17 protein-coding genes and 1 tRNA gene are annotated in these 23812 nt (G+C 48.8%); 7 read left to right on the forward strand and 11 right to left on the reverse strand.

Going from position 1 to position 23812, the window contains the following annotated elements; all coding sequences use genetic code 11:
* The 4 genes from MP213Fo_RS03670 to MP213Fo_RS03685 all read left to right on the forward strand — a co-directional run bounded on the left by MP213Fo_RS03670 (window position 1) and on the right by MP213Fo_RS03685 (window position 6745).
* Window positions 1–1101: an ABC transporter ATP-binding protein gene (locus tag MP213Fo_RS03670; protein ID WP_421090324.1), complete on the forward strand. Its 1101-nt coding sequence runs from the start codon at window positions 1–3 to the stop codon at window positions 1099–1101.
* A 43-nt stretch (window positions 1102–1144) separates the two neighbouring features.
* Window positions 1145–3226, forward strand: coding sequence for a hydantoinase/oxoprolinase family protein (locus MP213Fo_RS03675; protein WP_421090325.1), 2082 nt, complete (start codon window positions 1145–1147; stop codon window positions 3224–3226).
* A gap of 24 nt (window positions 3227–3250) precedes the next feature.
* Window positions 3251–5059 carry a hydantoinase B/oxoprolinase family protein gene (locus MP213Fo_RS03680; protein WP_421090326.1) on the forward strand — a complete coding sequence of 603 codons (1809 nt, stop codon included), beginning with the start codon at window positions 3251–3253 and terminating at the stop codon, window positions 5057–5059.
* Between the two features lie 180 nt (window positions 5060–5239).
* Window positions 5240–6745 carry an NCS1 family transporter gene (locus MP213Fo_RS03685; RefSeq protein ID WP_421090327.1) on the forward strand — a complete coding sequence of 502 codons (1506 nt, stop codon included), beginning with the start codon at window positions 5240–5242 and terminating at the stop codon, window positions 6743–6745.
* A gap of 439 nt (window positions 6746–7184) precedes the next feature.
* Here the strand turns inward: MP213Fo_RS03685 and MP213Fo_RS03690 are convergent, their stop codons facing one another.
* Both MP213Fo_RS03690 and MP213Fo_RS03695 read right to left on the reverse strand, forming a co-directional pair.
* On the reverse strand, window positions 7185–8633 hold the full coding sequence (locus MP213Fo_RS03690) for an APC family permease (protein WP_421090328.1): 1449 nt from the start codon (window positions 8631–8633) through the stop codon (window positions 7185–7187).
* A gap of 47 nt (window positions 8634–8680) precedes the next feature.
* The gene (locus MP213Fo_RS03695) at window positions 8681–9796 is read right to left on the reverse strand and encodes a P1 family peptidase (RefSeq protein WP_421090329.1); all 1116 of its coding nucleotides are present in this window, start codon (window positions 9794–9796) and stop codon (window positions 8681–8683) included.
* A gap of 350 nt (window positions 9797–10146) precedes the next feature.
* Between MP213Fo_RS03695 and MP213Fo_RS03700 the strand changes: the two genes are divergently transcribed.
* Both MP213Fo_RS03700 and MP213Fo_RS03705 read left to right on the forward strand, forming a co-directional pair.
* Window positions 10147–10941, forward strand: a complete 795-nt coding sequence (locus tag MP213Fo_RS03700) for a response regulator transcription factor (protein ID WP_421090330.1) — start codon at window positions 10147–10149, stop codon at window positions 10939–10941.
* Between the two features lie 388 nt (window positions 10942–11329).
* On the forward strand, window positions 11330–12466 hold the full coding sequence (locus tag MP213Fo_RS03705; protein WP_421091000.1) for an aminotransferase class I/II-fold pyridoxal phosphate-dependent enzyme: 1137 nt from the start codon (window positions 11330–11332) through the stop codon (window positions 12464–12466).
* 307 nt (window positions 12467–12773) lie between these two features.
* Here the strand turns inward: MP213Fo_RS03705 and MP213Fo_RS03710 are convergent.
* Window positions 12774–12847, reverse strand: a tRNA-Gln gene (locus MP213Fo_RS03710).
* Window positions 12848–13177: 330 nt separating this feature from the next.
* On the opposite strand from MP213Fo_RS03710, the gene MP213Fo_RS03715 reads away from it, so the two are divergent.
* Window positions 13178–14194 carry an MraY family glycosyltransferase gene (locus tag MP213Fo_RS03715; protein WP_421091001.1) on the forward strand — a complete coding sequence of 339 codons (1017 nt, stop codon included), beginning with the start codon at window positions 13178–13180 and terminating at the stop codon, window positions 14192–14194.
* 52 nt (window positions 14195–14246) lie between these two features.
* Here MP213Fo_RS03715 and MP213Fo_RS03720 read toward each other — a convergent pair whose 3' ends face one another.
* From MP213Fo_RS03720 to puuE, 8 genes are all read right to left on the reverse strand, one after another.
* Window positions 14247–16112, reverse strand: coding sequence for a polysaccharide biosynthesis protein (locus tag MP213Fo_RS03720; RefSeq protein ID WP_421090331.1), 1866 nt, complete (start codon window positions 16110–16112; stop codon window positions 14247–14249).
* Between the two features lie 217 nt (window positions 16113–16329).
* On the reverse strand, window positions 16330–17145 hold the full coding sequence (locus MP213Fo_RS03725) for a DUF2793 domain-containing protein (RefSeq protein ID WP_421090332.1): 816 nt from the start codon (window positions 17143–17145) through the stop codon (window positions 16330–16332).
* A 68-nt stretch (window positions 17146–17213) separates the two neighbouring features.
* Window positions 17214–17570 (reverse strand): hydroxyisourate hydrolase, encoded by a 357-nt coding sequence (gene uraH / locus MP213Fo_RS03730; RefSeq protein ID WP_421090333.1) that lies wholly within the window; start codon window positions 17568–17570, stop codon window positions 17214–17216.
* A 44-nt stretch (window positions 17571–17614) separates the two neighbouring features.
* Window positions 17615–18136 (reverse strand): 2-oxo-4-hydroxy-4-carboxy-5-ureidoimidazoline decarboxylase, encoded by a 522-nt coding sequence (uraD, locus tag MP213Fo_RS03735; RefSeq protein WP_421090334.1) that lies wholly within the window; start codon window positions 18134–18136, stop codon window positions 17615–17617.
* A gap of 1 nt (window position 18137) precedes the next feature.
* A complete protein-coding gene (gene xdhB, locus MP213Fo_RS03740; RefSeq protein ID WP_421090335.1) occupies window positions 18138–20540 on the reverse strand; it encodes a xanthine dehydrogenase molybdopterin binding subunit in 2403 nt (800 codons plus the stop codon).
* A complete protein-coding gene (gene xdhA, locus MP213Fo_RS03745) occupies window positions 20537–22018 on the reverse strand; it encodes a xanthine dehydrogenase small subunit (RefSeq protein ID WP_421090336.1) in 1482 nt (493 codons plus the stop codon). Before xdhA ends, xdhB begins: the two co-directional genes overlap by 4 nt.
* A gap of 147 nt (window positions 22019–22165) precedes the next feature.
* Window positions 22166–22672 carry an ureidoglycolate lyase gene (locus MP213Fo_RS03750; protein WP_421090337.1) on the reverse strand — a complete coding sequence of 169 codons (507 nt, stop codon included), beginning with the start codon at window positions 22670–22672 and terminating at the stop codon, window positions 22166–22168.
* 2 nt (window positions 22673–22674) lie between these two features.
* Window positions 22675–23604 carry an allantoinase PuuE gene (gene puuE, locus MP213Fo_RS03755; protein WP_421090338.1) on the reverse strand — a complete coding sequence of 310 codons (930 nt, stop codon included), beginning with the start codon at window positions 23602–23604 and terminating at the stop codon, window positions 22675–22677.
* Window positions 23605–23812 lie beyond the last annotated feature (208 nt).

Consider the following 23812-nt stretch of genomic DNA (forward strand, 5'->3'; position numbering starts at 1 on the left):
ATGTCTGATGTTGTTTTACAATCCATTGTCAAAAAATACGGTGAAGTCACAGCTGTAGATGATGTTTCAATGCGGATTGCAGAGGGTGAGCTGGTCGCCTTTCTCGGGCCTTCTGGCTGCGGAAAAACCACCACATTGCGCATGATCGGCGGCTTTGTTGATGTGACCAGCGGCCGGATTACTGTCGGCAATCGCGACATTACCCATCTGCCGCCGCATAAGCGCAATATGGGGTTCGGTTTCCAGAACTATGCTTTATTCCCGCATATGAGTGTGGCGGCCAATGTGGCCTTCGGGCTGGAGATGCGCGGTGTCTCAAAATCAGAGATTCAAACGCGGGTTAATAAAGCACTTGATCGCGTGCGCCTGCGCCAGTTTGCCGATCGTCTTCCCAAGCAGATGTCCGGCGGACAGCAGCAACGTGTCGCGCTTGCCCGTGCTCTGGTGATCGAGCCTGATGTGTTGCTGCTGGATGAACCGCTTTCAAATCTTGATGCCAATCTGCGCCATGAGATGAAAGAAGAAATTCGCAATATTCAAAACAGTCTGGGAATTACAACCATTTTTGTAACCCATGATCAGGATGAAGCCCTGAGCATTTCCGACAAGGTTGTGGTGATGCGTCAAGGCAAGGTTGAGCAGGTCGGCACCCCGACAGAGGTGTTTGACACCCCGCGGTCGCGCTTTGTGGCGGAGTTTATGGGCGTATCAAACCTGCTGGCCGGCGCGTTTGAAAGTGACCGGCATTTCCGGCTTGAAAACGGCGAGCGGCTGGCTCCGGCCTATGCCTTTGCTGGCAACACGCACAAGCCGCAGACCGGTAATAAAATGATCCTCGCACTGCGCCCTGAACGGGTTGAGATTTCAACCCCGCAAATGACTGGCTCCGCTGCACAACCCCATGCCTTACATGGCCGGATTGAACAAGCGGTCTATCGCGGACTGATGATTGATTACCGGGTTAAAACTCAATCCGGCATGACACTGACAGCGCGGCGCCCCGCGCCTGCCGCCGGTGGTCCAGGCATTCTGCAAGCCGGACAAGATATTGCACTGACATGGCAAACCGATGCCGCTGTGTTTGTACCACACTCTGCCTAATCCGAAATAAAGCATAAAAACAACGATAAAAGGGAATAAAAGAATGGCCAGAATTGGTGTTGATGTTGGAGGAACCAATACAGATCTCGTGTTGGAATGCGCCAAAGGTGTGTTCTATCACAAGGTACCGACAACGCTGAAAAACCAGTCAATTGGCGTTGTGGACGGCGTGAAGGAAATCTGTCGCATCGCAGAGATTGAAACTGCTGACGTTGACCTGATTGTGCATGGCACCACCACTGCAACCAATATTACAATCGAGCATAATGGTGCTGAAACCGGCATGCTGACCACACGCGGCTTTCGCGATATTTTGCACATTGGCCGTCACAAGCGCCCATATAATTTTTCTCTGCATTTTTCTGTGCCATGGCAGGATAAGCCGCTGGTAAAGCGCCGTAACCGTATACCTATTTCGGAACGTATTATGCCGCCGCATGGCACAGTTGAAACCGCAATCAATGAAGAAGAAATCATTGAGGCCTGCAAATTATTTAAAAAGCGCGGCATCAATTCGGTTGTCGTCGCCTTCATGTTTTCATTCCTGAACAATGCGCATGAGCGCCGCGCCAAGGAAATCGTGCTGCGGGAAATGCCTGATGCCTATGTGACGATCTCCAGTGAAGTCGCCAATGTGATGCGAGAATATGAGCGCTTCTCAACTGCGGCAATGAACTGCTTTGTCGGGCCCAAAACCGCCTATTATCTGCGCGATCTTGAACAGCGCCTGCGCTCAGCCGGTGTGGAATCCAAACTCCGGATTATGCAATCCAATGGCGGTATTTCCACAGTTGAAACCTGTGCCACGCGTCCTGTACGAATTTTGATGTCGGGGCCTGCCGGTGGTGTGATCGGCGGTGCGTCAGAAGCCACAATGGCAAGTGTTGCCAATATTATTACGGTTGATATCGGCGGTACGTCTGCAGATATCAGCACCATTACTGATGGTGTTGTTAAAATCATGAACCCGCGTGATACCTATGTTTCAGGTCATCCGGTGCTTACACCGATGATTGATCTGATTACAATTGGTGCCGGTGGCGGCTCGGTTGCGCATATTGATGAAGCAGGGGCATTTAATGTGGGGCCGCGCTCTGCGGGTTCGGAACCGGGCCCTGCCTGTTACGGTCGTGGCGGCACTGAGCCGACTGTGACCGATGCCCAGATCGTTCTCGGTCGTCTTGATGCTGACCATGCACTGGGCGGCAGCCTGCGACTTGATCCGGAACTGTCTTACAAGGCAATTGAAGAAAAGATCGCAAAACCGCTGAATATGACGGTTACGCAGGCAGCCCTCGGTATTTTGAAAATCATCAACTCCAATATGGCGCTGGCAATCCGCTCTTCATCAGTGGCACGTGGTGTCGATCCACGCGAGTTTTCAATCATGCCCTTTGGCGGTGCCGGCCCCTTGCATGGTGTTGCTTTGGCAGAGGCGGTTTCGGCCAAAGATGTCATTGTGCCGGTTGCTCCGGGCATTACCGCGGCTGTGGGTCTGCTCAAAACCGATCTGCAATATGACCATACGGCAGCCGTGATTACCGAGCTTACCAAAGCGGATGAGATACAGATTGCCCGTATCAACAAAGCCACGGGTGAACTGCGCTCGGTGATCAAAGCGGAACTGGATGCCGATGGCATTCCGGATGCTGACCAGAGCATCGAGATCATTGCCGAGTGCCGCTATCAGGGTCAGGGTTTTGAGCTACGCGCCACTATGCCGGATGGTGCAGTGACACCTGAAAACATGGCGCAGATCATCACATCTTTCCATGACCAGCATCAACTCGATTATGGCTATAGCTACCGCGATGCCGAGGTTGAGCTGATCACGCTACGCGCTATCGGCCGTGCCTCAGTTGACCGGATTGACATTCCTGCCATAGGCAAAACCGACGGCTCGAATATTGACCGCGCATTGATGTTTGTCCGCACCACTACATTTGACTGCGGCAGAACCTTGGAAACCCCACGCTACAACCGCAAAAAACTCTTTGCTGGTGATGTGGTTCCGGGCCCTGCAATTCTCATTCAACAGGATTCCACCACGCTGGTACCGCCGGATTATGTGGCTGAAATGCTTGATTATGGCAACACACGCATTCGTCACAACGGCGTCGCCTAAGCCAATTTACGGGAGGAATTATAGATGAATATTGTAGCTTCAATACCTTTGAAAGCGGCGCAAGTGGCGGAAATTGATCCGATTACCTTGCAGGTCATGCGCGGCTCGCTGGAAACCATTGCGGAAGAAATGGCGCATGTGCTGTATCGCATGTCATTTTCCTCGATTATTCGTGAATCTGAAGATCTGGGTGCCGGTTTGTTCGACAAGGATTTTAACACTCTGTGTGAATCTGAATCGACCCCGATGCATATCGGCTCCATCCCTGCCTATCTGCGCGGCATCAAAGAAACACTGGAAGATGATGAATGGTTTGAAGGCGATGTGGTGGTGCATAACCACCCGTATCATGGCTCCAGCCATACTCCTGATCTGGCAATTGTTGTGCCGGTTTTCTATCAGGGCCGGCTGGTAGGCTTTGCCGGCAACACCGCACACCATGTGGATATTGGCGCCGCAACCCCGGGCCTGATCATTGATGTGCCGGATGTTTATGCTGAGGGCATGCTGTTTGCCGGTACCAAGCTTTATCGCAAGGGTAAGGCCAATAATGCGATGTGGAACTTTATCCGCAATAACAGCCGCGCAGCGCAGCAGATTGTCAGCGATATTGAGGCACAGGTTGCTTCAGCACGGCTTGGTGCCAAGCGCTTTGTTGAGCTGCTGGAGAAATACGGCGAAGCAACCGTTTTTCAGGCGTCAAAGCAGCTCATGCAATATGCAGAAAAAATGATGCGTCAGCGTATTTCTGAAATTCCTGATGGTGAATATACTGCCGAGGGCTGGTTTGACGATGATGGCCGCAACCGTGATGTGCGTCTGAAGGCTAAAGTTACTGTGCGTGTGCGTGGTGATGAGGTGGATGTGGATATGACCGGCTCTGCCGATCAGACACCAACCGCGTATAATGTGCCGTTTGAAGGCTCCACAAAAGTTGCAGCCTATGCGGCCTTTCGTAAATTACTATTGGATGCTTTTACCAGCGATGTCCGCGTGCCTTCCAATGAAGGTTCATTTCGCCCGATCAATGTGATCGCGCCTTTGGGTTCGATTTACAACCCGATTGCACCGGCCTCCGCTGAAGCCCGCTTCACGCAGTGTAACCGCATGATCGATCTGATTTTGCGTGCTCTTGCACCGGTTATGCCTGAAAAAGTAATCGCCGGAAGCTCGGCTTCGATTTCCTTTGCAGCTTATTCAGGCATTCGCCCGAGCGGTGATTACTGGGTGTTTCTTGAGGTCAATGAAGGTGCCTATGGCGGACGTCCGCGTTCTGACGGCCCCGATTGCATCGACAATCTGATGGCGAATACCCGTAATAACCCGCTTGAAGATCTGGCCATGCATATTCCGATGATCTGCGACCGCTATGAGTTGCGTGATGATGCACCTCCGGGTGCCGGTGAATTCCGTGGTGGTTTGGGTGTGATTAAAGCGCAGCGCGTTTTAACGCCAGGCTTTATTACGCATGAATCCGAGCGCCACACCGATGCGCCATGGGGTGTGTTTGGCGGTACTGAAGGAGCAACCGGCCGCTGCCTGCTTTATAATTCAGACGCTCCGGAAAATGTGCGCGAAATGTATTCAAAATTCTCCGGCGAAGCCGTGAAGGCCAATGATGTGATGGCTTATTACGGGCCTAATGGCGGTGGCTATGGCTCACCTTTGAACCGCAAACCGCAACAGGTACTCGAAGATGTGCTTGACGGTTTTTATAGCACGCAACATGCCCGCGAGGTTTATGGCGTTGCTGTCAATCTGGATGAGGAAACTGTGGACATTGAAACGACCGCAAAACTGCGCTCGTCGATGTCGAGAGCGGGTAACGCCTAAATTTGACTGCTGATATTCAGCATTCAGCTCTGCAATTTGTCTCTGCCATAGTGTGCGGCAGAGACTTCAACCGGTCGCAGTCAGATGAGGAACCATTTGGCTGCGATTTTTTTGTGGGTCGTCAGCATGTAATTATAAAATAAAATCTGTGCTGAAAGCCCATTTCAATGGGAGACTATAATGACTATCGCACTGGATAAAATAACGACCCGTCAGCGGCAAGGAACGCTGATAGAAGAAGCATTGCTGCCGACCAGTCTCGCCCAGCGGCCAATTTCTGCTTATAGTTATGCATGGATCTGGATTGGTATTGCGGTGATCATCGCAACCTATTCGCTCGGTGCCAGCGGCGTGCAAAACGGCGCCTCACTCAGCACAGTTATTCTCACTATTTTTGCAGCCAATGTGTGTATCGGTTTGTTCATGCTGCTGACCGCTGATATCGGCACCGAGCACGGACTGACATTCGCAGTCTATTTACGCGCCCCGTTTGGCATTTACGGCACCCATCTGCCCGCCGTCTCGCGTGGTGTGGTGGCAGCAATGTGGTTTGGTATACAGACCTATCTCGGCGCTCTGGCTCTCAATGGGATCGGCTCGCATTTTTTAGGTATTGACAACTGGTTTCTCTGGTATCTGATTTTTGGTCTTGTGCAGGTTATTAATACAGCACTGGGCATTAAGGCGATTGAAAAGCTCGCAGCATTGGCTGCTCCTTGTATTATTGCCATTTCAATCTGGATGTATTTAACCCTAGACAATATTGCGCAGGTTAAAGGCATTAATATCTGGAACTTTGCAGCAGAGGGCAACATGTCGCTGCTGGCGTTGTTTCTCGTAAATCTCGCTTTTTGGTCAACAATGGCGATTGATATTCCTAATCTGACACGCTTTCTTAAAACCCAGCCCGGCACCAAAAGCTTCGCACGCCGTAACAAAAACCTGTTTGGCGCGCAGCTTATTGCTTTACCGCTCACACAGGCTTTTATCGCAGGTATTGGTGGTATTTCATATATTGCTACGGGCAACTGGAACCCGATTGAAGTGATTCAGGCAGAGAGTCAGGGCTTTGCTCTGGTGGCATTGCTGGCTCTGGTTGTGCTGGCTCAATGGTCAACCAATACGGCAGCTAATCTTGTGCCTTCGGCGCTGACATTGGTCAATTTATCACCGCGCTATATTAATTATAAAACCGGTGTCGCTTTAGCCGGTATTATCGGCACTTTATGCTTTCCGTGGCTGATCCTCGATAACCTGTTTGTGTTCCTGAATTATTATGGTGCGTTTCTGGCTTCAATCGGCGGCATTATGATTGCGGATTATTATATTATCCGTCGCAGACGTTTGAATGTGCCGGAGCTGTTCCATTCCACCGGCCAGTTTCGCTACAGCAACGGCATCAACTGGGCAGGGCTGATTGCATGGGCGATTTCAGGTGGGGTCGCTGCCTATTTCTCAGCCTATGCATTCCTGATCGGATTTCCGCTGGGGCTGGTCTGCTATACAATACTGATGAAGGTATTTGTTCTGCCGCGCTATCCGCAAAAAGAGATAGACAGCAATTTCTCTGATGATTTTCTGGCAACATCAAAGGGGTATAGCTGGGTCTATCAGGGTAGTGGCGCTTTCACACGGCTATCACAGCAGGAACTGACCCAAACTAAAATCACGCGTGAAGATATTTAATCCAATTATACAAAGCGGCGGCCTGAATTACAGGCTGCCGCTTTGTCAGCCAGTACAAAAATTAAAACATGAATAAGAGCTGCATAACAAGCAAGTTGAGCAGGATTCAAATCAGACATTTTTATTGAGAGTGTGGCTGGGGCGCCTAGACTCCCTGTGGAAGCACTTTTCTCAATGATTTCTATAAGAGAAAAGTTTTCAACGCAAAATGCGTCACACATTTTTGTATTATTGTTCGGTAAAACAACAGATGGTTTTTACTCGCAGTTCCAAAGTTACGAATTTAAATGTTATATATTTCACAGTGGTTCTCAGTCGCAGCTTTGGTGAATTTCTGAAAATACAGAAGCAGCCTCAAGGTTGCTTCTGTATTTATTTCCGCGATGTGCTTCGCTTATCAATGTCAATCAAAGCTTGAAAAACAGCTTTTAAATATCAGCTATGATATAGTTTTTTGACCTCTGATAAAGCCTGCAAGAAATGCAAATGGCGGAACAAGTGCCAACGCAATACTAACATTCAGACTTCCTCCGGTTACCAGCGTAAAATTAGTCGCGACAACCCAAAAACAGACGATCAATCCAATAATGGCCAATATCGGAGCATAGCGGGTTGACCAGATGGAATTTTGACTAAGGAGAGAGTGACGACGGAAGAAAAACAAAACTGCTATCGATGTTGTCAGCATTAAGATAATCATGCCCATTGTCGCAACACCGGCCATAGAGCCAAAAACTCCGACTAAAGGATCGAGTTGCAGCCAGGAAAAAATCCCGACAATAATAATAGCTGTAAACGTTTGCACCAATGATGAAACCGATGGTGATTCATGTTTGTGATGTACTTTACCGAGAGCTGCCGGTAACAGCCCTTTGCGTGCCAGCGCATATTGATAGCGGGCAATGACATTATGAAATGACAATACACAAGCGAATAGGCTGGTCAGTAGTAAAACATTGACCACATCCCGCCCGATATGACCGAGTGAATTAAGTGTCTGATCAAGTAAAAGATTTGCTTCCCCATCAAGTGTCGCATGGGCAACGTTCTTAATGTTGTCAACCCCTGCCCCCAGCACCAGTGCCCATGTTGATATGGCATAAAATCCGCCAATAATTAATACGGACAGATAGGTCGCACGTGGAATGACAACTTCCGGATCGCGCGCTTCATCCCGAAAAATTGCTGTAGACTCAAAGCCGATGAAGCCAGTGAGTGCAAAAAGGATAGCAACTCCTATAGAGCCCGATGAGAAGACCTCCACTTCAAATGAGCGGACATTAATGCCTTCTGCCCCGCCTGTACTGAAAATGATTAAATCCATCAGAACGACCACAGCGACTTCTAAAACCAGAGCAACGCCGAGGACTTTGGCACTCAAATGAATATTTCTGTAACCAAGATAGGCTACAAAAAACAAAGCAATAAACGAATATACCGGCCAAGCTATTTCAGGACCGCCGTAAAAACGCACTGTATCATTAACAGCCCACCCAAGATATCCGTAAATACCGACCTGAATAGCTGTATAAGCAACGAGAGCAACAGCGGCTATTCCCATTCCCGCGCGCTCGCCAAGCCCTTCTGTAACATAGGAAAAAAATGCGCCAGCGTTTTTCACATAGGGTGTCATTTTCACAAAGCCGACGGAAAACAAAAGCAAGACTAAGGCTGCGATCAGGAAACCAACTGGTGCACCTGCTCCATTGCCAATACCTATGGCAAGAGGCACGTTACCACCAATGACGGTCAGCGGCGCCGCTGCCGCTAATACCATGAAAACAATCGAAGCAGTGCCGAGTGTTCCATTCAGCGAACCACCCCTATCGGCGGGCTCGCTCGATGCATCTTTTGAATTTGTGTGATGTAGAAGTTCCTCTCTTCTCATTTTAGCGTTCCTTATTTTGGAAGTTTGGGTCTATTTTTGACCAATATTCAAAGTCCTGACCTTTGCTTAAACAGTTCAGTCAATCGCTTTGTATCAATGGCATGCACGACTCTGCCCCTTCGCCCTGTCATTGTTTCTGCTGCACAAAGGGCATTCAAAATCGCTTCATCCACGCATGAAACAGTTGCCAGAAACACGGCATCCATCTCCTTGTCCCCTAATGAACGAAGTGTGATTTCAGAAGTTTTTGACATTTCTCCAGGATCATTGGCCGTGGAAAATGCCAGATAAATGTCTCCTGAACCATTACCCGAAGGCGTTCCGGAACGTCCCATCCCTATCCCTATGCGCTTGGCTATACGATTAAGCTGAGTTGGGGTTAGAGGTGCATCAGTAGCAAGAATGACGATAATTGAACCTGTTTCCGCTTCGAAAACGCGGTTTTCCGACATAGTCTCTCCAACCGGCACACCGCCGACAGAAAGCCAGGGGCGTAGACCGTGATTTGCCTGAACAATGACACCTAGAGTAAATGCACCGGCACGCGTTTCCACAATGCGTGAAGAGGTTCCGGTTCCCCCCTTAAATTCGTAGCAAATCATACCGGTTCCGCCCCCCACATTACCTTCGGGAACTGGTCCTGTAATGGCGCTGTCTAATGCGTTAAGAACATGCTCTTCGCGGATATGAAGGCCGGCAATATCATTCAGCCAACCATCAAAGGTTTCTCCCACAACCGGTAATGGCCATTGATCCTGACCAATCCGGTCAGGAAATTCCCTTATCATCCAGCGCACTGTACCGTGATGTACCATACCAAGGGAGCAGGTATTCGTGATCAGCACGGGTCCATGAAACCACCCAGCCTCATTGATCCAATGGCAACCGGTTAGCTCACCATTACCGTTCATCGAAAAATTTCCGGCCCAACAAGGATGAAGTAAATCTTTTCGAGATCGTGGTAATATGGCAGTTACACCAGTGCGAATGGCATGTTCGCCTTCACCTTCAATCAATGTTGTCATCCCAACACTGAGGCCGGGAACATCGGTGATAGCATTAAGCGGGCCTGTTATACCGCTTAATGGCAGTCCAAGTGCGCGTGCACGTTTACGAGCACTTTGGCTTGCTTCATCTGGTTTATGGTTGTGTTCTATATTCAATGTATGACTCACAGTTTATATTTTGCTTGTAAAACCACTATTCGGCCACATCATTGTAACCATTTATTCGCCCTCAATGAGGTCGCACCTTCAACCATAAACTGAGTACAGTTATTGGCGTGATGCAGTTACTCAATCCCAAACACGCTCACACTCTTAGTGACGTGGTTTAAACCAGTGCCTCGTGTAAAAAACATCGTAATAGTTGGATTAATTATATCTTCCCTCTACTTGACGGCCACCTTGAGCAGCTCTTTTATAGTTTTGAAGCATGACAAGTTAGACGGTAAATACCATTCCCCTCGTAGGGGTACATTGCCAATATGAGATACTAAAAAAGGGGTAGTTATGTGCAGTTAACATTGGAGGATCTGACTTTCCATCGACGTCTGGGCCACCTTATTGAGAAGGTTGACGGGGAGGAGTTTTGGCCAGCCTTTGCGGCATTCTTGCGTGAACACATATGTTTTGATTCATGGGTCGTCATGATCTTCCAGCAGGACGATCCGCCATTACTTGTCCATGAAGGCGACACGACAAATATTGAAGATGAATTATTTGGTAAATATATCCGGAAATTTTATGTGGATGACCCGTTTTACCAGTTTTCACAGCGAAACGCAGCGCTGGGGGTCTATCGCTTGGACGAAATAGCCCTGCCAGATTTTCGCGTTTCAGAATATTTCTGGAATTATTTTCGTAGTAATGTCACCGAAGATGAGATCCAGCTGCTAACGCCATATGTGCATGGCAGCGACAAGCATGGCGTTCTTTCCTTATCGCTAGGTGCAAAACGACATTTCTCCAATGATGAATATGGCTTGCTTGTCCTGATGAGCGCGTGGTTATTACCATTATTAAAACTTGCAACGCGCGCTACGCTGAGCGACATTCAGATGCCTGAAAAGCAATATAGTCGCTCTAATATCGAAGCCAAGTTGCGAGAGATAACCAGCCCGAACTTGACTGAACGGGAAATCGAGACAGCATTGCTACTGCTCTCAGGACAAAGCACGAAGGGTATAGCCGCCCATCTTGGTATCTCACCTGAAACAGTAAAAGTACACCGACGAAATCTTTACGAAAAACTTGGTGTGACGAGCCAGGCAGAAATTTTCGCTCGATACTGGCCTTTGGAATCATAACTAAGGTCAATAGATACGCTTAAATGTAATGGTCCTGACAGAACTTCGTAACATTAAATCACTATAAATTCAGATGAGGCAAGCAGTATAGGATAAATACCTATACCATAATTATAGTGATTACGCCCAATAACAAGGCATTGCTGTACTTAACATTTCATAATGTTGCGCCGCCAATAATTATCAACGTTTTTCAATTGAGTTCATTGTATCTCGACAGGCTTTTAAGACAAAACAATAATGACTGTATGTTTTGTAACAAATTGACAAGCCATCTAAATTTTGCAATTTTTTTGAGAAAGCTCCAGAAACGATTGAATATAGACTGCAAAACTCTGCTTTGAACGGTTCGTTAATTTTCATAACAAACATTTTGCAAGGACAAATAATGCCTGCTTTACCCGACTTTAATCTAGAGACCTATCTCTCGAAATGGGAGTTTACTGCAAAATATCATATGACAGCATCTGATGCGGAAAGCATGTCTCTTGCAGATTTGTTGCAGCTGGGTACTGATAAACAGCGTGATGATTTCCATAATCTCTGGTTGGGTTATACGCAGACATTTGGTGATCCGGAGCTACGCCAGATCATAGCTCATCTATATTCCGGCTTGAATGCGAAAGACATTTTGTGTTTTGCAGGAGCAGCTGAAGGTATTTATATCGCCATGCATGTTCTTCTGAGTAAAGATGATCATGCAATTATCATAACACCAAATTATCAATCAGCAGAAACGATCCCACTTAGCATTTGTGAAGTAACGGGTGTCGCTCTTGACGCGAACGATCATTGGTCGCTGGATATTGACCGCTTGCGCTCTGAAATTCGACCGAACACCAAACTGATATCCATCAATTTTCCACATAATCCAACAGGAAAAATTCTGGAAAAAGATCGTTTTGACGCTTTAATAGAATTGTGCCGTGAGCATGGAATCTGGCTATTCAGTGATGAAGTTTATCGCGGTCTGAACTCTAATCAAAGCCAGAAGTTGCCAGCAGTTGCCGAAGTATATGAAAAAGGCCTGTCTGTGGCCGTTACCTCAAAGGCACTCGGCTTGCCGGGTCTGCGTATCGGCTGGATTGCCTGTCAGGATAGTGCCGTTATTTCCCAAATGGAACGCATGAAACATTATATTTCCATTTGCAACTCGGCACCGAGTGAAAGTCTTACCAAAATAGCTTTGCAGAATTCAGATTTAATCCTTGCCCGTAACAATGCACTGATTGCCAACAACTTAAATCACCTTGATGAGTTTTTCGGTGAGTTCGCGGATTTGTTTGAATGGTACAGGCCTGATGGCGGCTGTATCGGCTATCCAAAATACAAGGGTGCTGAGGGAGTGGAGACTTTCACGCAAAAACTTGTTGAAGAAGTTGGCGTACTCTTATTACCTGCCAGTATTTACCGTTCAGAGCTAAACCCAACGCCGGATAACCGGTTTCGTATTGGCTTTGGTCGCTCTAATATTGAAGTGGGCATAGCCGTGATGCGTGCTTATCTAAGAAAGAATGCGGCATGACACAGGATAAGAACGCGTCGATCCCAACCGTCGCCTGCCCCCCCTAGTTGAGGTATGTTTGGTAGCAAACTCTCCGTCCTGGTGATAGAGCACGCGCAATTCAAAATCGGAATTGCCATTCGCATCATAAATCATTTGAAGCGTTTAGGCATACGAGACATTAATTATCCACTTGTGAAGATCAACTTATAGTTTTTTCACATATCTGTGAATCATCCCCAATATGCCATGTGTATCATCCACAGCGCTGTAACACTTAGCATTTTCTAATATTAACTAAGCAATTTATTTATTGGAAAAATAAAATTGGCTGGGGCGCCTGGATTCGAACCAGGGATGCCGGTACCAAAAACCGGTGCCTTACCGCTTGGCTACGCCCCAAAACAAAACACGGAAAGATTCCGTTGCGGATGATCCGGCTTATAGCCGCAAGAAATTCATTGTGCAATCCACTACTGCCAGTTTTTTGCACTTAAAAACATCATATTGATCCAAACACTTAAAACACAGCTTGCAGCAATCATATACAGCGCCGCGAAGCGCATATTTTACGTTCTAAACTGTTTTGCCAGCACAGTAAAACTGCTATCTCTGTGAGTTAGAGCATTTCACTATCAAGTTGAATCAGCTTGATAGCTATGACAATGCGAAAAAGCTAAAATCTAGAGCGAGCGCTGAGACCCACCCTGATCGTTACCTTCTCTAGACTGCATACATAAGGAGCGGCATGCTTTGCTGTCATATTTGCTGACATTTATTTTCTGCCTTGTCGCGTCCGCTATCTTGCTGTTGACCTTAAAATACACCCTACCCGCTTCCTTCCTCTCCGCCGGATTCAATGCACGTTCCAACCACACCACACCTGCTCGCCAGATTGGTGGGCTCGCATGCATACCGGTATGTGTCTGCGCGCTCCTGATTGTAACCATGACAGGAATGATCCCTGCCAGATTAGGTATCAGCCTGAGCATAGCCGCTTTACTGGTTTGGGTTGCCGGCTACATAGACGACAGAAAAGAACTCTCAGTACGTGCACGCTTACCAGTACAGGTTTTAGCGTCAATAATTGCCATTTATGGCTTGGGAGAAAATTTTAGGCTATTGCCGCAATTGCTGCCATACTGGCTGGAGGCTATGCTCTTATGTGTTGCACTTTTAGGCAGCATAAATGTGACCAATTTTATGGATGGGCTCGACTGGCTCACTGCCAGCGGCTTGGGTATTCCGCTCTTCTTATTAGGCCTAGTTTCTGCCTGCCTGTTACAAGACCCTGCACTTGCTGTACTTGCCTTTGCTGCAAGTGGTGCGGTTGCAGGATTTGCAGTTTTCAATCGTCCGCCAGCTTTAATATTTCTCGGAGATTCAGGCAGCTTGCCACTTGGCTTGATTGCAGGTGTTGCGTTCCTGCTTTTTGCACGGAATGCTGCCATTATCCCTGCGCTTATTTTGCCGCTCTATTATATCGCAGATTCAAGCAGCACCATACTTCTACGCCTGCGTAAAGGTGAGAATATTCTGCAGGCACATTCTGCGCATGCCTACCAGATTGCCAAGCGCTCGGGAAAATCAGTTTATTATGTCACCGGATATATTGCATTGCTGAATGTCTGCTTAGGCACCATTACAGCGCTGGTGATCTTATCCGGCACAGTGGCCGGCCAGCTGATCGGGATGGCTCTTGCAAGCGCTCTCACCGGCCTTTTGATACGGCATTTTCGTCATAGATGATAAGCACAGGCCGTCAGGTAAACACAGCCTATTCAAGAGCGATGACGCGCAATTATTCCTGAATATAGTCGAATAATAATGCACGCGCGCCTTCTGCATCATTGGCGGCAATTAACTGCTGCATCTGCAATAATCGCTGCGGAATTTGATCTGCTCTTGTCCCGCTTTTTTGTGCACAAAGAATTTTAGGATGGCGTGTATGCAATGCTTTATCAGGATCGTAAAATAATTCCTCATACATCTTTTCGCCCTCACGGATACCCGTGACACAAATAGCAATATCGCCCTCAGGATTTTGTACATCCCGCACAGAAAGCCCTGCAAGCAGAATCATATTCTCAGCCAGATCTCTGATTTTCACAGGATTACCCATTTCAAGCAGCGCAGTATCACCGCTTTTGGTAACCGCACCCGCCTGAATAATCAGCTCTGCTGCCTCACGGATTGACATGAAATAACGGGTCATATTCTCATCGGTCAGAGTTACCGGCCCGCCAGCAGCAATTTGCTCACGAAACAACGGCACTACAGAGCCGTTCGATCCCAGCACATTACCAAAACGCACAGATGAGAACGATTGAGTAGAGCCTGCCTTTTCCGCCAGATCGCCATAATGACGGATCACGAATTCTGCCCAACGCTTGGTGGCACCCATCACATTGGTCGGACGCACCGCTTTATCCGAAGAGATCAACGTAAAGCGCTCAACATGCTGGTTAAAAGCCGCCTCTGCCACAGCCAGTGAGCCCATCACATTATTGAGGATACCCTCAAGCGGGTTTTCCTCCACAAGCGGCACATGCTTATAGGCAGCACAATGATAAATCGTATCAATACCATGCTCGGTGATAACATTCTCAACAAGTTCCTGACGGATAACGGAGCCCAGAACCGGTATGATTTCACATTGCGTAATGGCTTTAAGTTTACGTTCCAGCTGATAGAGAGCGAATTCACTCACCTCAAACAAAACCAATTTTCGTGGTTTCCAGTTTACAATTGTCCGGCATAATTCACTACCGATAGAACCGCCCGCACCGGTTACCAGAATCGAGCGCCCCTCAATCATCGACTGCAGCATAGCTTCATCAGGCGGCACCGGTGAGCGCCCCAGCAAATCATCAATTTCAATCTTACGCAGCGCACCAACCAGATATTTGCCACGCGAAAGATCGGCAATTGGCGGCAGAATACTGGTTCTTATCTTTAAGCGACCTAAAATACTAATATAAGTTTTGCGCTCATCATCGCTCATAAACGGATCAGAAATAACAACCTGACAAGCGCCGTAATTGCTAATCAACTGGGCAATATCTGTTGGCGGATAAACCCGCGTTCCGGCAATATCCATCCCTTGCAGGGAAACATCGCGATCAATAAATCCTGCTACGTAAGTATCGCGGTGGACACGCAACGCCGCAGCCAATTGTTGCGCAGCTTCGCCTGTGCCAATAATAAGAGCAACTTCACGCTTAACTCTGGCCGAACTATTGTGCAGCAGAAATTTTGCGCCAAAACGCGATGCCGACACCAGGATAGTGATTAAAAGCCAATAAATCAGCGGCACTGATCTTGGTACACCGGTGCCGCCGGTCATTTCTGTGAGAAAAGCAACGGCAACCCACAGCAAAGCGGCCACTGCGGTTGCCTGAAAAATTGACCAAATAGCCTTTTCAGGCAGATAGCGGATAACTGAACGATAAAGACCATAACGGATAAAAACCGGCACAGCGACAAGCGGCGCAACAAGCATCAGTATGATCTGCTTGGAATTGGGAATGAACAGAAAGCCATACCGCAAAACATAGGCGAAATAGACACCCAAAAGCAGCATAACAACATCGACACCGAGTGTTATAAGTTGTTTTGTAAAACGAGGAAGCTGCGCAAGCCGACTTGAGAAGTCGTAAAGTTTCATGCGGTTGAAATCTCACTTTGTTTATCAGACAAGCCGTTCCATTCTCAGGACACGAAAAGCGGCAACCTCACGTAAAGTGTCAAATATTATGCTCTTGTAAATAAATATTATTTATCAATTATAAAGTAATAAAGCAAATGCTTTATCTCATAAAATGCTGAATGTTATTTTGCGAATTTATGAGTAAACCCCTTCAAAAAAACCTGACAGTTCTACGTCACGGATTAACCGGCGTATCATCACGTACCCACAACCAGCCTATGCCATTTGAATAAGCAAGTTTTCCGTTTACGCCCACACTAACAAGCGTCCCAGCTCCATGCTGTGCTGCCGATGGCAGATTGCTTGGTGTGTAGTTTGCAAAACGGATCGCGCCATCGACATGTAGAGGGGCTGTCGGCCATATTGAGCCAATGGCAATATTGCCGCTCGCACGATCAATCCGCAGCGCTTGCCGCCATTGACCAGCATCATCAGACACTTTTATGCTGAAGTGATTTTCACCCACCAGCCCCATTTCAGCAAAGCCGGTCCAGCCGCTTTGGAACAATAGTGATGCGGTATTGTCGCTCTGGTTTTTATTGATTTTAAGCTGATGTCCGGCACCATTATGGGTGAGTAAAACCGCATCTGAGGCAACTGCAAGCCGGTTAGCGCTATCTGCAGCCGTATTAACGCCGACCATTGATTGCGGATTAAATAAAGACTGCCATTGAGAGCCGTTAAAAATCAGCACTGCGCTTTCATCTGCAACATGCATGATCCAGCCCTGAATGGGCGTAAAAAAGAACCATTCGCCATCCATAAAGGCGGCCAACTCTCCCTCATGTCCACTCCATAGATCACCGGAACCGGCTGATACTAGATAACGACTACCCTCTGCCGGTGCCTCAGGCGGCATCGCCTGCTGCCTGCTGAGAACCGACAAATGCAAGACCGCATCAAGATAACGCAGCGCCTCGTTATGGGTCACATGCTTTTGTGCCTGACTAGGCAATATGTAAGGCATTTTGAGATTGGGGGTGGTTTCCATATTTTAGTTTCCTTGTCATTGACGTGAATGACAGGGAGTTTATGGCCACACCAAAATGGGGGGATAGATTAACTGCCGCGATAGGTAGAATAGGCCCAAGGACTAACCAGAAGCGGCACATGATAACTACCTGCCTCATCTGCAATCGCAAAGCGGATCGGTATCAGATCAAGAAAAGGCGGCTTGGCCATATCGGAACCTACAGAATCAAAATACTCCGCCACATGAAACTGGATTTCATAGGTGCCACTGCGCATATTTCCCTTTGATAACAAGGGCTCATCGGTACGACCATCGAGATTGGTAATGGTGCGTTTTATCAGCTCCAGTTCACCGCTGCCTTTAACCCGGTACAGCTCGAGACGCATAGCGGCAGCCGGTTTGCCATTCGCAGTATCAAGCACATGGGTTGAGAGTTTTGCCATGATTGAAGCCTTTCAAAGGTCAAAATACATCTTACGCAAACACTTTATTGCTTTAACATATCCCCCAAACGCAGCTCGGCGATACGCGCAATCTGCCGCAGTGCCTCTGCAATCTCCTGATCCGGCGTGTTTTTCAGGCGTAATTCAAATGCCTCAAGAATAGAATATTTGTCATGCGTTTTGCCACCAAAGCCACGCACAGCCAGAATGAACGGAAAAGAAAAACGCTGCTTATAGGCATCATTCAGCTGATGAAAACGCGTGAACTCGGCTTCCGTCAACTGATCCAGCCCCGCGGTTTTTTGCTCGCTGGTTGATGCATCAGTGAGATTACCAGCCCTTGCTGCCTTACCTGCCAGATCAGGATGCGCTCGGATCAGGCTCAGTTGCTGATCGCGATGCGCAGCATCAACTGCTTGTACCATCGCTTGATGCAAAGCCCCCACAGTTGCAAAAGCCCTCTTATGTACAGCGGCTTGCGCAACCCAAGACGAATGTTCGAATATCCCACCCAAAACGGAGACAAATTCAGCCTCCGGCATTATATTCAGTTTCTGCAAATTCATATCAGGTTTTCTCGTTTTCAGTCATTTGATCCGACATTTGCTGCTGGCGCTGCCTGAGGCTGATGATCGATTTCATCACAGTTTCAGGTGTTGCCGGTGCATCCAGTTCCGGTGAAAACTGGTGATCAGCAAGCGAGGCGATTGCATCACGGATCGCCAGCCACACCGATATACCCAGCATTAATGGCGGTTCACCAATGGCTTTGGATCGAAACACCGTCTCTTCACGGTTCGGCGCATCTTCAAGAATTCGAACATTAAAGATTTCCGGAACATCCCTCGATCCCGGAATTTTATAGGTTGAAGGCCCTGCGGTACGCAGCCGACCGGCTTTATCCCACCACAGCTCCTCACAGGTTACCCAACCCATACCTTGCACAAAAGCGCCTTCAATCTGGCCTAAATCAATGGCCGGATTGAGCGGAAAGCCGACATCCTGCAAGATATCAGCCCGCAAGCAACGGGTTTCTCCGGTTAGCGTATCCACCGCAACTTCAGCGACAGCTGCGCCATAGGTAAAGTAAAAGAACGGGCGACCGCGCATGGTCTTGCCGTCCCAATGGATTTTTGGTGTCGCATAATGTGCTGCCTCAGAAAGTTGCACACGTTTAAACCATGTCATTTTGGCAAGTTCGCCAAAAGACATCGATTCATTGCCCGCATAAATCCGGCTGCCCCGGAAGATGATCTGCTCTTCCTCAACACCGTAATGCTCTGCCGCCACTTTCTGCATCCGGCCTTTAATCGCTGTTGCCGCTTTAAAAGCCGCCATACCATTCAAATCCGAGCCGGTTGAGGCAGCAGTGGCTGAGGTATTCGGTACTTTGCCGGTGGCAGTTGCAGAAATGCGTACCAAATCTAAATCAATCTGGAACACTTCGGCTACAACTTGCGCGACCTTAACAAACAGCCCCTGCCCCATTTCAGTACCACCATGGTTCAAAAACACGGAACCATCCTGATAAACATGCACCAGCGCACCAGCCTGATTGAGCGCAGTGAGATTGAAAGAAATACCAAATTTAACCGGCATCATGGCCAGACCGCGACGGATCAGTGGTTTGGTCGCGTTATAATCATCAATCTCTTCGCGGCGTTTTTTCCATTCGCTGCTGGCCAAAAGTGCTTCTGTTACCTTTAGCAGGCAATTGTCTTCAACCTTCTGGCCATAAGGTGTTTCATCACCCGTATCATCACCGTAATAATTAACTTCTCGCACATGGTTCGGGTCGAGCTTTAACTCACGGGCAATGGTATCAACAATCGCCTCAATGGCGATAATACCCTGTGGCCCGCCAAAACCGCGAAATGCGGTGTTGGATACCGTATTGGTTTTGCAGGCATGGCCAATGAAATGTGCATTTTCAATGAAGTAAGAATTATCGGCATGGGTCAATGCACGTGCAATCACAGGCCCGGTCAGATCCGGCAGGTTACCGGCACGTGCCAAAAACTCGATATCCAGCCCTTTAATGCGCCCGCGACTATCTGTGCCCGCCTGCCAATGCACCACAAAATCATGGCGCTTGCCGGTGGCAATCATATCATCACGACGCTTCAACCGCATTTTACAAGGGCGTCCGGTTTTAGCTGAAACCAGCGCCGCAGCGCAGGCAATAATCGTCGCCTGACTTTCCTTACCGCCAAAGCCGCCGCCCATCCGCCGTACCTGACACTCCACCGCATGCGCATGCAGACCCAGCACATGCGCCACATGGTGCTGCACTTCGCTCGGATGCTGTGTAGAGGAGTGAACCAGCATATCGCCATTTTCATGCGGCCAGTTCTCACCCGGAATTGCATAGGCAATATGGGTTTCAAGGTAAAAATGATCCTGCCCGCCCATCGATAGCCGGCCTGAAAATCTATGCTCGGAGGCCGCCAATGCCGCCTTGGCATCGCCCTGTTGCACCACTTGCTGTGGGATAACATAGCTTTTCAAAGCATGTGCTTCTTCCACATCCAGAACCGGTGGCAGCTCCTCAATATCGAGCTTCACCAGCTTGGCGGCTTTATAGGCTGCTTCAAAACTGGTTGCCGCAATCACCGCAATGACACGCCCCTGATGGTCGAGCAAATCATCGGTAAATAATGGCTCACCCGGCATACCCGGTGACACATCATTGATGCCCGGAATATCCTTAACGCCCCAGATACCCACCACGCCGGCCTGTGCCAGCGCTATGCTCGCATCCATAGATTTGAGCCTGCCATGAGCAACTGGTGAAAGAATGAATGCCGCATGCAACGTATCCGGCAATTCCGGCATATCATCAATATATGTCGCAGAACCGGCCACATGGCGGCTCGCGGAATCATGCAATACACCATGGCCGACAATGCTGCGCTCAACTTTATTGAGCGCAGCATCAGGCGTTGGAAAGGGTTGGTTTAATTGAATCACAGCGCCATAACCTCCACCACATTGCCTGCCAGATCATGGCGGAAACGCTCCACTAGATTTTGCGCTACCAATAGCCGGTATTCGGCACTGCCGCGCCAGTCGCTCAAAGGCGTCAGCACAGCAGCAATTGATAGAGCACAGGCTTGTGCTGCCTCTTCATCAAAAGCCTTACCGACCAAATCCCTCTCAGCGCTATAAACCCGTACCGGAATAGCGGCCATACCGCCAAAGGCGATACGGGCATCATTCACCACGCCATCTTGTAATGTGATACGAAACGCACCGCAGACTGAGGAAATATCCTGATCATAGCGCTTGGAAACTTTATAAACGCGGTAATTCTCATTGGTTGCAAGTTTGGGAATGAAGAGTGACGCAATCACTTCATCAGGCTGCAACTCGGTTTTGCGATAATCCAGAAAGAAATCTTCCAGCGGCAAAAACCGATTACCGCGCAACGATGCCAGCTCGATGATCGCACCAAGCCCTATCAAAGCCGGAGGCCCATCACCGATCGGGCTGGCTGTACCAATATTGCCACCGATGGTTCCCTGATTGCGGATTTGCACCGAACCGAAACGGCGCAGCAAAACGGTTAAAGACGGAAACTGATTGCCGATCGCTTGCAGCACTTCAGACCATGTAACCGCGGCGCCGAAATGGAAACCCGTTGCATCCTCGTGGATCATGCGCAGTTCCTGCACATGTGCGGTGGAGATCACCATATCCCAATCGACGTGATAATCTGCCAGCGCCACACCAAGATCGGTGCCGCCTGCCAGCAAAACGGCCTTCGGATATTGCTCGCGCAATTCCAGCAATGCGCGCAGTGTTGCAGGCTGGCGATAACTGGCGCCATGTCCTTCGAGCAGCGGTTGCGCGGCAATGGCTTGCAATGCACCGGCGGCCGGCCCTTTGATCACCGCTCCGCCTTGCGCAATCACTTTGCGCGCGGCCTCAACGATCGGGCGGTAGCCTGTGCAGCGGCAGAGATTACCGGCAAGTGTATCGTGAATCAGCTGATCATCAGCTGTTGTATGATTGCGCTCACAATCGGCTGCCAAACCACTCAGCGACATCACAATGCCGGGCGTGCAAAAGCCGCATTGCGACGAGCCGTTTTCAGCCATCGCCGCCTGCACAGGATGCAGCTGTTTGGTTTTAAGCCCTTCAACAGTCACCAGAGCCTTGCCGTCAATCTGCCCCATACTCAGGATGCAACTATTAACTGCGCGATAGCGAATGGCTCCGCCCGCCCCTAGGATTGTTGTTTGATTTTCCGCAGTTTCAGCCTGCGTATTGTCTGCATTTTCTGTGCCGATCAGAACGGAACACGCCCCGCAATCGCCCTCAGCACAGCCCTCCTTCGTTCCCTTGAGCCGCGCCTCCCCACGCAACCACTCCAGAACCGTTGTATCTGGCCGGATCTGAACATCCTGCCGGTGACCATTCAGAAAAAAACGGATCATCTGTGTCATAGCAGCAGATTGTTACGCCTCTGAATGACCGTCAAGTCCCGATAAAATAAAAGGTGGTAATTTAATAAGTCGCAGCCTTAAAGCGACATTTCAGGCAAGATTAATGCCGCTTTTAAACAACCGGATTTATGCAGTCTGACCACATGGTCAAATTTTTGAATCACTGATGATAAAATTATACTCCGGATAATAATGTTCTTCCAGATTATTGCCCGCGCCGCCGCGATCCACCACCAGAAAATCCGACACGTCATGCTGCGCCAGCAGCGGATGATGCCAGACATTGCGGTGATAGTTCACACCCTGATTACCACGTGCGAGAAAGGCCACCGGTGTTTGCGGTTGCCCATCGCGATCCTCAGCCACAACGACAAAGTAATCGCGATTGTTCAACGGCATAAACGCTTGCGAGCCAAGCGGATGCCGCTCCAGCATTTTAATGGTGATCGGCAATTGCCAAGGCTGGCTGCGGAAAATATTGATCAAAACGAGGGCATCATCACCAATCATATCGGTGCTGGCTAAAGCATGATGGCGCTCTGTTATATTCCAGTTGATGTGTTTTATCTCACCCAAACCCGTCTCGATCACATCACCAAAAGGTGCAAAAGCCTCAGATGTCAGCCTTTGTACGGATAAAGAAACCAGCTCCATGATCAGGCTCCCTTGCTATTTTGTGCAGGCTTATGATGGGCATGCCAATGGCGGGCAATATCAATACGTTTAGCCACCCACACTTTATCATGCGACTGAACATAATCGAGAAAGCGCTCCAGTGCCGCCGCCCGCCCGGGGCGGCCAACAATACGGCAATGTAAGCCCACAGACATCATTTTCGGTGCGCCTTCGGCGCCCTCACGATAGAGCACATCAAATGTGTCTTTGAGATAATTGTAGAACTGGTCACCGGCATTAAAGCCCTGCGGCGTGGCAAAACGCATATCATTGGCATCCAGCGTATAAGGCACAATGAGATGAGGACCGCTAGCGCCCTCAATCCAGAATGGCAGTTCATCAGCATAAGAATCCGCTGAGTAAAGAAAACCGCCCTCTTCCATTACCAAGCGCAGCGTATTGTCTGAAGGTTTACCCTGATAAATACCATAAGGCCGCTCGCCGGTCAGCGCCGTGTGCAAACGCACAGCTTCCTGAATGTGCTGGCGCTCCTGCTCTTCGCTATAATCTTTATATTCAAGCCAGCGCAGGCCGTGGCTGGCAATTTCCCAGCCCGCCTCTTTCATAGCTGCAACCGCTTCAGGATTGCGCTCCATGGCTTTGGTTACACCATAAACCGTGACGTCCATATTGCGCTTGGTAAACATGCGCCACAACCGCCAGAAACCGGCTCGTGCACCATATTCATAGATCGATTCCATATTTTGGTTGCGTTGCTGCGGCCAGCTTTGTGCGCCCACAATTTCAGATAACAGGCTCTCAGAGCCGGCATCACCGTCAAGAATACAGCTTTCGCCACCTTCTTCATAATTGACTACAAATTGTACTGCGATCTGCGCGCCATCCGGCCAGCGCGGATCCGGCGTATGACGGCCATAACCAATAAATTCCCGATCACCACATTTTTGCATGCTACGCTCCCCAATTCTTTATCTGAATTGAGTCAACAACCAGACCATTGTCAACGGCAAATTGTCGACAATCTGTAGATTTTTTGTATCAAACTCTATTCCATTGCTTCGTCGTAGCTTTATGGCACAGGACAGCAAACAGAAAATCCGCTATAAAGCGGTTTATATTATCTGCCAGTTGCCCGATATTCCTGTCCGATATTCTTGC

The organism is Pseudochrobactrum mosebachae, assembly GCF_048914685.1.
Classification (GTDB): domain Bacteria; phylum Pseudomonadota; class Alphaproteobacteria; order Rhizobiales; family Rhizobiaceae; genus Pseudochrobactrum.